The 14,219-nt window shown below is 36.5% G+C and carries 9 protein-coding genes; all 9 read right to left on the reverse strand.

Features of this window, described 5'->3' with window-relative positions; genetic code table 11:
• Positions 1-10 precede the first annotated feature (10 nt).
• Entirely contained in the window at positions 11-1,255 is a 1,245-nt protein-coding gene (locus tag FS85_RS0103205) for a family 16 glycosylhydrolase (protein ID WP_010134585.1), read from the reverse strand.
• Positions 1,256-1,271: 16 nt separating this feature from the next.
• On the reverse strand, positions 1,272-2,714 hold the full coding sequence (locus FS85_RS0103210) for a sulfatase family protein (protein WP_010134587.1): 1,443 nt from the start codon (positions 2,712-2,714) through the stop codon (positions 1,272-1,274).
• Positions 2,715-2,717: 3 nt separating this feature from the next.
• Positions 2,718-3,650 (reverse strand): LamG domain-containing protein, encoded by a 933-nt coding sequence (locus tag FS85_RS0103215; protein ID WP_033194542.1) that lies wholly within the window; start codon positions 3,648-3,650, stop codon positions 2,718-2,720.
• 1 nt (position 3,651) lies between these two features.
• Positions 3,652-5,397: a glycoside hydrolase family 2 protein gene (locus FS85_RS0103220; RefSeq protein WP_010134591.1), complete on the reverse strand. Its 1,746-nt coding sequence runs from the start codon at positions 5,395-5,397 to the stop codon at positions 3,652-3,654.
• Positions 5,398-5,400: 3 nt separating this feature from the next.
• A complete protein-coding gene (locus FS85_RS0103225) occupies positions 5,401-6,711 on the reverse strand; it encodes a family 16 glycosylhydrolase (protein WP_010134592.1) in 1,311 nt (436 codons plus the stop codon).
• A gap of 13 nt (positions 6,712-6,724) precedes the next feature.
• Positions 6,725-7,846: a glycoside hydrolase family protein gene (locus FS85_RS0103230; RefSeq protein WP_010134593.1), complete on the reverse strand. Its 1,122-nt coding sequence runs from the start codon at positions 7,844-7,846 to the stop codon at positions 6,725-6,727.
• Between the two features lie 11 nt (positions 7,847-7,857).
• Positions 7,858-10,908, reverse strand: a complete 3,051-nt coding sequence (locus FS85_RS0103235) for a glycoside hydrolase family 2 (protein WP_010134594.1) — start codon at positions 10,906-10,908, stop codon at positions 7,858-7,860.
• Positions 10,909-11,128: 220 nt separating this feature from the next.
• On the reverse strand, positions 11,129-12,331 hold the full coding sequence (locus FS85_RS0103240; protein ID WP_083823623.1) for a carboxypeptidase-like regulatory domain-containing protein: 1,203 nt from the start codon (positions 12,329-12,331) through the stop codon (positions 11,129-11,131).
• Positions 12,332-12,456: 125 nt separating this feature from the next.
• A complete protein-coding gene (locus FS85_RS0103245; RefSeq protein WP_010134596.1) occupies positions 12,457-14,145 on the reverse strand; it encodes a sulfatase-like hydrolase/transferase in 1,689 nt (562 codons plus the stop codon).
• Positions 14,146-14,219 lie beyond the last annotated feature (74 nt).

Below are 14,219 nucleotides of genomic sequence, written 5' to 3' on the forward strand. Positions count from 1 at the left end.
TCTCTATTTATTATTTCTTCTGATAATATCTTACGTAATCCACCTTCATGCTTTTCCCATCCAAATCGTCTTTTAACACTCCGTGCCATTTGATCAAAGCCAAACTTAACCAAATAGGAGTTTCACTGTAACAAAATTCGTTTTTGGTTCTTCTTAACTCTTTACCATCAAAATAAAACACCAACTCATCCTTGTTCCACTCCAAACCATATGTATGGAATTCTTCAGAGAAATCATTGTCTGCACCTGCATCTAACACAGATATATCTCGCCATTTTCCATCTTTTAAATATTGTACTTTGTATTGATGAATCAAGCTACGCCAGTTTTTGTTCTTATCTCTCCATCCGTTGGTAAATTGAATACAGCCTACTTTTATGGGCTGTTTCCATTCAAACTCTACCCATTTGTCTCCTTTTTGTTGGGTACTCCAAGAGCTAAACGGATTTCCATCTACCAAATTAGATTCTGAGGCTTTTTTACTAAATGATCCACTAGAACTGATGGTTGCATCTTTTGATCTGGCATAATTGATCAAACCAGGAATGTCTTGATCGGCAGTTGGAGACAGCACCTCTGGATATTCTCCAGATTCTATAACATTGTACACACGAAATTCTCCTATATTAAATCTTGAACTGTTGTGAGACACAAAACGTATTTTTTGAGTTTCTACGGGTAATTCTAATTGAATGGAGTAAGCAGGTTTTGCTCCAAAGTAAAACTGCTTGCTATAACTAGGATGTTTCTTTTTTCCGTTAGGCAATACAGTAATATCTGACCAATTGTGGATATTGGTACTTACTTCGTTAGGATAATGTCCTTCGTTGATATCTATTTCAAATATTTTTCCTTCCGAAGGTTCTTTTCTTGGTTTGGTCATCAACCAAAAAGAGTTGTTGGTAGCCTCACCGCCCGCATATTTGTATCGACATTCAAAATATCCATACTTGAATTTTTTCTTTGTCCAAACACTCCCAGCGGTCCAATCTTGACCACCTCTTTTTTCTTTACGAATATCCAAATGCAATTCTCCATTTCTCACTACAGCATTCTCTCTCCATCGGCTACAGTATAAGTTAAAACTAGAATGATTGGCAGATTCCCACTGTTTATCTAGGTCTTTATTTTCATAGTTAAAATCATCCTCCCAAGCCAATTTCCAATCACTGTAATCAAATGTGGATGCGTTTTTTTGGGCATGTAATAATGAGCTTGTTAAGAACAGAGCTCCCGCTATATTTTTTAAATTCATAGCTATTGTGTATTAATTAATGTAACAATTCTTTTTCCCATGCTTCTACCAAAGTTTTGTAACTCGCAGTAGGCGTAAGTCCTTTGTGCATTTTAGAAACCGCGTTGCTGTAATATTTTTGTGAACCATCTATTCCTTTTTGTCTTGCGGTCTCTGTTTCGGGAACATTGTTTTTTTCAGCCTCAGCCAATTCTTTCTTCAATGTTATCAATAGTTTTTTCTGAATTTTTGCATACTTTTTTTCTCCCACCAAATTGTGAAATTCTGAAGGGTCTTTCTTTAAATCAAACAACTCGAATTCTGGTTTGCTTTCAGCCATAAACTGATTGTAAGGTGCTGGCAATTCTCCTTTGCTATGCAAATAATGATACAAAGCAAAAGCAGGGTATTGCAATTTTTTATAACTACTTACTTGCATCCAAGATCGGTCATAGGTTCTATTCCAAATTAGCTTGTAACGTCCATCGGTAATGCTTCGTAAATTTTCTACGGCATCTCCGGTACGCTGTCTAAATCCAAATACATAATCTCGTTTTTCGCATTGTTTTCCTAAAAACACTTTTCCATATAAAGCATAAGGAGCTTTTAAGTTACTTATAGCCAAAGTAGTAGCTGCTACATCTACCAAGCTTACCAAACGTTTGTCTTTTTTTCCTGCCTTTAATTGGTTTGGCCAACGAACGATTAAAGGTATTCTCAAACCTCCTTCGTACAAAAACTGTTTGTCCCTTAAATGCGGACGTCCATGATCCCCAAAAAAGAAAACCACGGTGTTTTCTGCCAATCCATCTTCTTCTAACTGTGCCAATACTTGCCCAACTACCTTATCACAATGTTGCACAGATTCTAAATACTTAGCCCAGTCGGCACGTAACAATGGATGATCTAAATATTCTTTAGGCAAACGTACTTTGTCTGGATCTACAGGATGTTCTTTGTCATACACAAACGCACGGTGCGGATATTTGATCTGTACTTGTGCAAAAAAAGGTTGTCCTGGTTTTCTTTGTCTCCAGTGTGTTCCATCGTATTTGATATCTGGAGAAAAATTATAATCTTTTTTTCCCATCGTTTTCATCAAAGTCAACCCCGATCCATTGGAAACAAAATAACCTGCTTGTTTAAAAAAATCAGTAATCGGTTTGATATTATTTGGCAATTCTTTACGTTCCATTGTCCTGTGATTTTCAGCATTAATGGCTGTAGGATACATGGCCGTAATCTGAGATGACCTACTAGAAGAACACACAGGTGCATTGGCATAGGCATTGGAATACATTCTCCCTTCTGCTGCTAGTTGATCTATATTTGGTGTTTTTACTTCTGGTTCTCCATAACAGGCTACCTCTCTACCCAAATCATCTGAATTGATCCATAGAATGTTCAAGGGCTTTTCTTGTGCATGTATTGTTACCATTCCCAAAAGAAATGCTGCTATGTGTTTTTTAAACTTCTTCATGTACTATTTTTTTAAATCATAAAAATGAAACCAATCTACTTCAAAAGTACATTCGGTAATTTGTTCTTCGGTAACAGCTGCTTTTCCTTGTGGCATGTACAGATTTCCTATATACCAATACAATGGTTTTACAGCCTTTTTAGGCACGGTTCTTAAACTTGGTTTTACGTTATTATCTGTAAAGTGAATTCGGTGTCCAACAGGCACCCACTCTCCTTCGTCTACCAACCATAATTGCAAATAATCTGGATGGTATTCCATCCCCATGGTTTGCCACTCATTAAAACCGTAAGAACCGATTACCTTGCCTTTGTATTTGTCTTTTTTCCCATCGGTCATCATGGCTTTTCTCCAACCAAACTTTTTACCTAATTTGTTTACTTTAGCTCGTTTCTTAATTGAATCTACCCATATATAGGCTGGAGCATCTGCATTCCAATCCGTCCCGCTGGCTTTCCAAGTAGAGAATTCCATAATGTCAATTTCCATCCAACTATCTCCTTTGCCACTGGTATAGGGCACTTTGCCTTTTTGAGTATCATCCAACGATCCCCAAACCGAAGGATGCCATACATTTTTTCCCTCTTCGTGAATTCCCGTTGTTTTCCATCGAAATGCGTAAAATCCATATTGAAAATAGTTGTTGGATACAATTCCTCCTGCTTTTTTTTCATGTTTACGTCCAAAACAAATCAACTTTCCGTCCTTTTCTTGTACGTATTCTTTTCCTGTAGCCAACCCTTTTCGCCAAGGTTTGGGCTGACGGTAATGCCATTTACTGGCATCAAACTTATGGTGTTTTCTATCCGCATTAAATTCGTCTGAATAACGAGGATTCGCTTCAGTTTCATACGTATGTTCTAACGACTTTGGCAAATGTTGTGCATGGGTCGCAACAGCTATCAAACAAATAAATAAATATCTTTTTTTCATCATCTTAGTTTTCTAACCAATACTTGTACACTTCTTTTAACTGTTTATATGCTTTTTTCTTTTCTCTGCGTTCACTTACAATTCCCCATTCTCTAAAACCAGATTCGGGGGTTCCTTTGTAATCACTACGATAATCGTTGTAACTCCACAAAGAAAGTCCCGTAACATATGGGTACTCTTTTAGTTGTTTCATCCAATCCACCAACTCTTGTTTTAGTTCTGCATTAGGAGCAGGCCCAATTTGTCCTCGCCCTATTTCTGACAAGAAAATGGGTTTGTTTGGAAATCTGTTGTGTACTTTTTCTACAATTTTTAGGGCATGACCATAACTATTTACCGATAAAAAATCGACCTTTTCATAAGGTTCATTTCCTATAATTCCTCCTTGATAAGCAGTATTACTTACATAAGTTCTCAATCGGGTACTGTCTAAAGACTTCACATAATCTAACATCTGATTGGCATAGCCGTATTGATTTGTAGTTAAATGTTGTTTCCCCCATTTAGGTTGATCTGTTCTCAGTTCGTTCCCCACACTCCAAGCCACTACCGATGGATGGTTGAAATCTCTTTCTACCAATTTTTTCATCCATTGATGTGTTAATGGATTGTTGGGAACTGAATTTGGATCTACCGAACCCCAAACTGGAATTTCTTCTACTAGTAAGAATCCATTTTTGTCGCAAAACTCCAAAATGTTTTCTGATAGAGGTGCGTGCATCAACCTTGAAAAACGACCTCCCAAAGCCATAATGTCTTTCATATCTTGTATTACCAAAGCATCAGGCTCAGTATTTCCATAGTCTGGATGGTCGTGAACACGGTTCAGCCCATGCAATCGTACAGCTTTATTGTTTAAGAAAAACTGTGTGCCTCTTACTTCAAACTTTCGAATTCCAAAATTGTCTGTCGCTTCATCCAATAATTTATCTCCAATCAAAACATCCGTTTTTAGTGAGTACAATTTTGGATGGTCTAAATCCCACAACGTATAGGTTGACAGCTCTTTTTGAAAATGAATGACTTTGGTACTTACAGAGTTCGCAGCCAATAAAATCGTTTCTGGCTCTAATTCCTCTGATGCTAAACTTGTGTGCAGTGCCACTTTTTGAGCGTGGCTTTGGGTATTTTCTAAAGTATATTTAATGGTAAAATTCGCTTTGTTGTTTTCAAAATTAGGTACTGCCGCTATGTGTTGCTGCTGTAGTCGCACCGACTCATCAGCAAACAATGTTACTTTTCTGCTAATACCTCCCCAAGCCCACCAAGCTCCTCTTCGAATGGTATTGTCTGCCATTACCACCAACGAATTGGGTTCGTTAAATTTTATGTATTGTGTAATATTGAACTCAAAAGGTAAATACCCTCCTACATTTTTTCCCAAATATTGTCCATTTAACCAAACCTTTGCTGTTTGATAGACAGCATCAAACTTTAAGCGAATTTGTTTGTTATCCCAACCTTCTGGTGCCTGGAAGCTTTTTTGATAATAACCTTTTCCTTTATAGGTACTATAACGCTCCGTAGTATCCCAATTCCCTGGTACTTTTAAGGTATCCCATTCTGTAAAATTCTCTTTCAATACTGATGCTTCTGTAAGTTCATTTGAGGCCAAAAACTGCCAAGTCCCGTTTAAGGATACTTGTGTATTGTAAACAGCCTTTTGTGATGCTCCTTTTTGTTTAGAGTCACAGGCAACCAAAAACATCATTGCCATAAGTGTACAAAATGTACCTACTAACCTTCTCATACTTTATTTCTTTTGATAATATTTTACCCAATCAATTTTCATACTTGTTCCATCAATGGCATCGGTAACCTCTCCTGCGTGTTCTAGGATGGCTAAACTTAAATAAATATTTAACTCTTCTTTACACAACGTATTAGGTAGGGTCCTGATCAATTGATTGTCTATATAAAACTTTAGTTCATCTTCTGACCAATCCAATCCATACACATGATATTCCTCCGCATAATTGTGTGTGTTTTTCACATCAAAATCTACCAAGGTTTTCCATTTACCATCTACCCAAGCTTCTATTTTGTAATCTGATATCAAACTATTCCAGTTCCCTTTGTTTTGCCATCCGTTTACAAACTGAACGTGCCCTATTTCTTGAGGTTCCTCCCAAGAAAACTCCAACCATTTCTCACCATTTTTTTGAGACACCCAACTCTTTTTTGTGGATTCATCAACAACATTTTCGGGTTCAAAACCTGCTTTGTAAACACCACTTGCAGTGACCTGACTAGTTTTACTTAAGTTGACAGCATCATTAAAATCCAAAGCCAAAATATCTTGTGGATATTGGCAGTTCTCTTGTGCCTGTAACACGCTAAATTCTCGTATGTGAAAATGAGTAGCATGTTGAGATGAAAAACGAATTCGTTGGGTCGTAATCACCTCATCAAAAGTATGTGCATAACCAGGAGAAAGTCCCGCTGTGTGATTCAACTGGTTATTTTCTGTCTTTCCATTTTTCCAATGATGTCTGTTAGTATTCACCTCGTTTGGATAATGACCTTCGTTAATATCCAATTCACAAATCACCTCTGGATTGTTAACTCCTTTGTCTCTAGGAAACAACCAAAAAGAATTGTTGGTTCCTGCTGCACCTGCATATTTGTATTTGCATTCGTAATATCCATAGCCAAATGTTTTACGGGTCCAGATATTCCCCGTAGTCCATTGTGCTCCCCCTCTACTTTCTTTTTTTGCGATGAGTTCTAACACACCATTTTTAACAACAGCATTGTCTCTCCACCTACTTGAAAGAATATGACCACTTGGCCCATTTTGAGATATCCAATTTTTATCTAATTCTTCGTTTGAATAATCAAAATTATCTTGCCATACCAATTGCCATTGGTCTGTATCCGTTCTTTCCGAAAGTGTGACACCTCCCTGATTATGATTTGCTTTTTCACACGTTTTTTCTTGTGATTCTTCCTTAGGAGGATCTGGAAACACTTGTGTTTCATTAGCAGAGCTACACGCCCAACTTACACTTATGGAAAACAAGCAAAGGAAAGAATTTGGCATAATTAACTTAGATACAAACATGGTTAGATTTTTTTTATTCTTTGGTAATTTTTAGCGGAATTTGAATATTAAACGAGTGACGAACGTTGTTTGCATCAATGGTATCAGCAGCACATAGCAAGGCTACAGGCTCTCCGTTTTCTCTATACACTTGTGGTCTTTCCAAATGATCAAACTTAGTTGTTGTACCATCTTCCCACGTTACAGTTCTGTCAGAGATATCAAAGTATTTCCCTTTGTTCCAAGAAATTCCATCTTCAGAATCGTAGTGCACCAAAGAAAAAATACGTTTTTTCCCTTCAAACTTAATGCGTTTTACAATAGCTCTGTATTTTCCATCTTGATACCAGATATAAGGATCTTCTGCAGGAAAACGTTCTCCTTCAAACACAAATACTGGATCTGGAAACTTTTTAAACGGTCCTGTTGGAGAATCTGCAATGGCTACCATATGCACCACAGGACCTCCTGCTGGTAATTTAAATTTCTTCCCTACTGCTTTGTATACCATCAATATTTTTCCATCTGCCATTTCACATACCGACGGATTTGAAGTCATCAACGCATCATGTGCATTTTCATCCGTATGGTTAATGTCTAATACTGGTTTGTCCATTCTCGTCCACGGTCCATTAGGAGAATCTGCCACAGCCACCCCAATTCTCTGATTGTTTCTGTGTTGCCAATTGATTTTTTGTTTTCCAGGCACACTTACTATTTTTTTATCTCCTGTATTTCCCATATAGTACAGGTAATACTTTCCTTTTATTTTTAATATGGTAGGATTGTGAGTGGTAGATCCATCCCAAAACTGACGACCTCTGTCTGCCAACGCCACGTCTTTAAATGTAAAAGGACCATATGGAGTTGGAGCGGTTGCATGGGCTATTTCTGAATAGTTTACCCATTCCCAACCAATATCTTTAGGCCATCTAGAGTAAAACATATGGTACAATCCATCTTCACCTTTTACCAAAGATCCTCCCCAAACACTCAAACCTTCTTCTTTAAAAACAGCTGACTTCGCAACTTTTCCAAATTCAATTTTGTAATGCTCAACTTTCGTACTGTCTTTTTTTTCTGCTTCTTTTTCTTTTTTAGCTCCACAAGCTACCAACAAGGCTGCAATAGCTATCGTTTTTACAATTGATTTCATTTCTATTTGGTTTATTGGTTTATTTTGAAAACAGGCGATAAGGCACTCCATTTCCCGTTTATTCTTCTTTGAATTTTTACATACGCCGGTTGATCTCCATCTGCTAAATCTATCGTCATCATACCACGTACATTGGATGTTTTCTTTTTGGTAAGTTCCTCTGGATTTGTTCCGTAGTAAACAGTGTAAACCTCATCCTCAAAATCACTAGAATAACCTATAACTAGTTTGTTGTGTTTGATAAAAGACTCCCAAATCACAGGGGGTAATTTTTTAGAACTCCCTTTTACAATTGACGTCTCTGAGGCTTGGCTTTCTCCTTTTCCGTTGATTGCGATCAAGGCTACTTCTTTTACCTGCTTTTTTTCTGTGTTGATTTCCACAAAATCAGATATGGTAGGTGCAGAATAATGCATTTTTCCATCTAGAGTAGTATACGCTACTTTATATTCTTTTACCCCATATGCTTTGTCAAAATACACTCGTACGCCTTCTTTACCTGCAACAATTTCTTGGATTTCGGGAGTTGTTGGTAACTTAAAAAACACTTCTTTTTTAGCCCTTTCATACCCCAACGGATTTATTAGACTTACTTTTAGCAAATAAGGATTCTTAAACTCATCCCAATCAATAGTACCCTCCCAAGAAGCTCCAGGTTTTAAGGTTGGTAGACCAACATTTTTCTGAAACAAAACCTCTCCGCTCTCACTGTAGAATGTATACGCCAGTTTGTAATTGGTTAAAGTGTAACTTGGATAATTGCTTAGGTCTTTTGTTTTAACTTTAATAGTAGTTGATTTTTTAGCCAAATCTACCTCTCCTAAGGCCAGCACTTCTACCGGACTATTTTCTTTCTGAAAACGCTCAAACAAACGTCTTTTTTGCCCCCAAACGTTAATTACGCCCCACACTCTATTTTCTTCGGCAGAGGTGCCTCCATAACCGCTTCTATAATCATTAAACGTCCACATAGAAGTACCTATCACAAACTCGTTTTTTCCTCTGTAATGATTGTTCCATTCAGAAACAATGGGCTTGTCACCATCTAAAGAAGCTGTTGGATACGGATCAAAACCATACTCTGAAATAAAAATGGGTTTATTTGGCCACTTCTCTCTTAATGTATTTAAGATTTCTTGAGGCTTCCCTTGCCATCTGTACATGTTATGCATAATCAAATCTACATGCGTATTCGGGTCTGTTTCTGGTGTATATGCAGGCTTTTGCCCAGAATTACTCACACAAGTAACCAATCTGTGCGCATCTAGTTCTGTTTTTACATACTCAATCATCATTTTTGCATAGTCATAATGATGCTTTAATTCATTCCCCACACTCCAACCAATAATAGATGGATGATTGGCATCACGCTCTATCATTTCTGTTGTCCATTGTTTAATTAACGGATATTCAGGTGCTGTAAACTCTGCATTTTCTAAATGACGTACATTGACTTCTTCAAATAATAAAATTCCTTTTTTATCACACAACTCAATCAATTTTTCGTTTTGAGTTCCATGCATGATACGCATAAAATTTGCCCCAGAAGCTTTCATCAAATCCACATCGCGTTCTAAAATTTCTAAAGGCTCAGAAGATCCGAAATAACGATTTTCACTCACACGGTTAAACCCTCCTGTACGAATAGGCTCTCCGTTTAACAACATTTGAGACTTGGTCAATTCAATTTTTCGAATTCCAAAATTATCTACTTGAGAATCTAAACCGCCTGTTTCATCTGCAATTGTTGTTTGCAAAGTGTATAAGTTTGGATCATCAAAATGCCAAAGCTTTACATGCTCTAGCTTCCCTTTTAATACTATTGTTTTTATGCTGTTTGCTGCTACTTCTACCTCTTTTTGAGATAAAGTAACACCACTTATTTCTTTAATATTTGCAAAAACATCAACCTTTTTTACCTTAGCTGAGTTGTTTTCTAACTTTATTTTTAAGGAAACTGTTGCTGTTCCTTTTTCCAAATCAGGATCTGCATGTATGTATTGATGTTGAATACGAACCTCGTTATCTTTTTTTATGGTTACATCTCTAATAATACCTCCCCAGTTCCAAGTAGCTCCCACAATAAAATCATTATTTGCCTCTACAGCAACTACGTTTTTTTCTCCAAATTTTACCACATTGGTAATATCTAGCTCAAACGGAGTTAAACCACCTCTATGCTCACCCACTAATGTTCCGTTTAAGTACACTTTTGCTAAATGGTAAACGGCCCCAAATTGAATACGTATTCTTTCATTCTCTTGTTGAGACCAGTGAGAGGGCAACTCAAATGTTTTACGATACCACCCAGTTCCTGTATAGTTTGAGTACGAATTGATCATTCCCCAATGTCCCGGCACTTGTAAATCATGCCATTTAGAATCATCATGTGCTGGTAAAAATATTTGATTAGGTAAGGCTTGGGCTTCTTCGTATATCTCTTTTGAAATGGGTTGAAACATCACAGCATCAACAGGCACTTGGCCTTCTGTAGCCGCGGTAATTTCTATATAATTATCATCTTCCTTATCAAATTGAAAAATTCCTAAACTAATCCACTCTCCACAATAAGTACGAGAGCTTACTTTTTTAGTTGTTGCTCCTTTTTTGTGTTTAACGGTATATAAAGGCTTACTATGGCTTGCGTATGGATGCGTTATAAACGCCTCATAGTAGCCTGACTTTTTTAGTTTTGGATGAAAACGAACGTAATTTTCTTTATGCTCTCCCTGACCAAAATTTCTTATTAAAAAGTCGTTTCCTTGAAATGGATAATCTTTGGCAGCTTCTTTTTTAACAATCCATTTGTTCCCTTTGATTTCAACCTTATCTTTATCTGAATTATCAATTACAATATCCGATGAAGATTTTGTTACGTTCATGTAGTTATAACCCTGGCCATAGATGGTATTGAACTTCCAAGTTCCATTTAACGAAAAGGTAGCTTCTGGCACCAGCGCTATGGTTCTGTTTTTTGTACCACATGCAGCCAAAAAGGCCAACATACAAAACATCAAGCTACGAACAACTGAGTGATTTTTGTTTCGGTTTTTAAAATTCATTTGAAAAAGTATTGATTGGTTTATAGCAAAAAATATTGCCATTTTTATTTGAATTATAAAGATACTTGAAAGCCTAAAAAACTATAAAAAAACTAACAATTTAGCAGTAAAACCCACTGTTTTTTCAACGGAAACGTTATCGTAACAAGCTTTCTTAAACAATATACAAAAGCAACTTTTTAAAAAAATAAAACCTGTACAAAATGTACAGGTTTTTGTGCTATCGGTTAACCAAATTGAACTGCTGTTCTAAGGGGACACCAAAATGTGAGGCTAATTCTTTTTTAATCTGTTTGAAATACTTGGTTTCTGGCGGAGCTTTAAAGTCAGACCAAAAATCAGCATGATACGGTATTTTTAAAAGAGACATGTCTTTTGTATGTGCCTCTTGCTGATTGTTGACTCTCCTTTTTTTGCGATCTGTTTCAATCCCCATCACAAATACTTCGTGTTTATAGGTTGTTGAAACCTGATGCTCACCTGGCTTTTTCTTCAACAGCTTTCTCAGATGTTCATCAATAGTATGCTTAGACTCCCAAGCTCTAGTGTGATAACTTAAATACAGTTTCCCTTCTTTGTTTTTTGTGTAAATATACACCGAATTGTTGGAGGTATTGTCTACACGGTACACTCCGTAAGTATCCATTCCTATATACAATTTTACCTTATTGGTATGTTCATCATAAATTCCTCCTTCTACTATCACAACATCTTCTCCTTCATAGGATGAATTACCCACATTTTCCCATTTGGCCTTTTTTACATTTCTTGAAGACAAGTGTCTTAGAGAGTTTCGAACAGTCATTGGGATAACAGAATGTCTAAACTCTTTTTTCTTTACAAAACGATAATCCGCAGATTTTCTACTCTCTACGACCTCAATCGCCCTAAGTGTTGAAGCAGAAGGCCCTTGATCTAATACTTTTAAATACTGCTCCATAAAAAAACGAGCTTTTCCATCTTCACTAGAAGCTCTGCGGTACAACATTTTTAGCATATGTGTATCGCTAACTGTAGTTTCTTCTAAACGATCCAAAGCTTTAAGCACATACTCTTTTGGAGTTAAAATACGCACAGCATCTAAAGCGACTACGGCATCTTTTAGTATAATTTTTTTCTCACTAAGTTTTAGATAGTCCTGTACTTTGATTTTGTAAGTTTCAAAACCTAAACTACTCACTGTCAACACATCTTGTAAATCAGCCTCTTTAACAATTAACGAGAACTCTCCGTCTTCGGTAGTGGTGGTTCCAGCTCTACTATTTTCTAAAAAAACAGAAGCAAAAGGGACTTCAAAATCTCCTGCATCTTTTACCAAACCCCTTAATTCAATCAATTTACCCTGAGAAAACAAAGTGTTCGTAGTCAGCATACACAAGAAAACAAATACCCATCTTTTCACAACGTGTTTATATATTTTCATATAAATTTCATTTTATTCAAGTTGATCAAATATATCTGTATCTCATCAAATGCTGAAAAAAAATGAATTTTTACGACACAAAACAAAGAATTTCGCCACGGAAACGTTTTAATTTTCAAACATTTCTATTTAATCTTTCTTTTATTTTTCTTCTTTTTTGCGTTTTCCTTTTTATGTTTGGCAGCGGCTTGCTTATTTATTTTTTGCTGATGAATTTCTGACAAGGGTCCGTGTTGAGCCTCATCAAACATATCAAAACTAGGCAAGACTTTATTCAAAGCATCTCTTTCTGCCCTAAGTTCTGACGACACCTTGCTCCAATCTTTAATTTCAGGAAAACTTATTAAATCTGACGGATTCCCCCTTACATCATACCACTTATCTCGTCCATCTTTCAACACTTTACTTCCTCGTATCATTTGCATATCAGCTTTGTAACCATAAACCCAACTTCTGTGTTCTTTTTTGTCCGTTGTTAAGAATGGCCACAAACTTGTTCCGTTAATTTCATAATCTTTAGGAAAAGTAAAACCACCTATTTCTGCAAGGGTTGGCAAAATATCTGATAGGTTGACCAATACGTCTTGTTCACCTTTTTTGGTAAATCCTAAACCAGGGCCATACACTAGAAAAGGCACATGTGTTCCTTTCTGAATATCTGAACTATTCTTACCATACTTGCTAGAACCGTTATCCGCACAAAAAATTACCAAAGTGTTTTTATCTATCCCCAACTCCTTTAACTTATTTAGATACAACCACATTTGATAATCTAAATAATTCACATGACTATGAATACCACTAGGAGATAGGGAATTGTGCGTATTATATACTCCTTTTTCTCCTGTAATGTTAGGTTCTGTGCGTACGTACTTTCCGTTTTCCCAAGTAATTTTTGGGGTTTCAATCCATTTATATTCATGCTGGTTTGGATTTAAAAAATTCATAGCAGCATGCCCTAAATGTGTGGTATGATACACAAAGAACGGTTTCTTTTCTTTGGTTTTTCGTTCCATAAAATCAAAAATAAAATCCAATTCTACATCGGGTCCGTAAGTGTTTACTCCATATTCTTTTTTGGATTCTTTTGTGTTTGGCCACCACTCAAATTGTTTTTTAGACGAGGGATGATTCATTAACAATACATGAGGCTTCCAATACCAACTAGCAGCAGCATAATAATTGTACCCTAGAGGTTTGCCAGTATCTTCGTTAACCAACTCTTTTTTTCCATTCACATTTTTTATTGATACCACAAAATTGGTATAAGGATTTTCTCCTATTTCTTTAGAAATTTCAGATTCTCCAGGTGTAAACACCCCTTCATCAAAACCAAAATTCTGTAAATTTTTGTTACGCATTTGACTTTTGCCAGACCACATGGTGGCATAATCACTTTTTTTAGCCACCACTCCGATAGTTAAAGGAGAACTTGCAAACAACGGATACGTTCCCAAATTCCCCGCTTCGTCTGTATATTTCCCTAAGGTTTTATTCCCCCACCATTTGTGGATATGCGGATATCTACCAGTCATCAACATAGCTCTACTTGGAGAGCACACTACCGAAGCCCATGCTGTTTTAATGTATACTCCCTCTTCTGCAATTTTGTCTAAAACAGGGGTTTTTGCTCTTATGCTTAAATCATGAGAGTCTTTATTTCCTTTAACCGAACTCCATGTATCCGATTTATAAATAGGAAACTCACGTGCACTGATATCATCTGCTAAGATGACAATAATGTTGGGATTTTGTTTTTTTTGTGCTACTAACGATATAGCTATTAAAGCAAGTAGCAATGTCCATTTTCTCATAGAGTTCTTGTTTTTATAGTTTGTAATATTTCTATCGGAAACGTTACCGTTGGTTTAAAACCTAAAAAACCTGC

It is taken from the genome of Ochrovirga pacifica, assembly GCF_000220525.1.
GTDB classification, from domain to species: domain Bacteria; phylum Bacteroidota; class Bacteroidia; order Flavobacteriales; family Flavobacteriaceae; genus Ochrovirga; species Ochrovirga pacifica.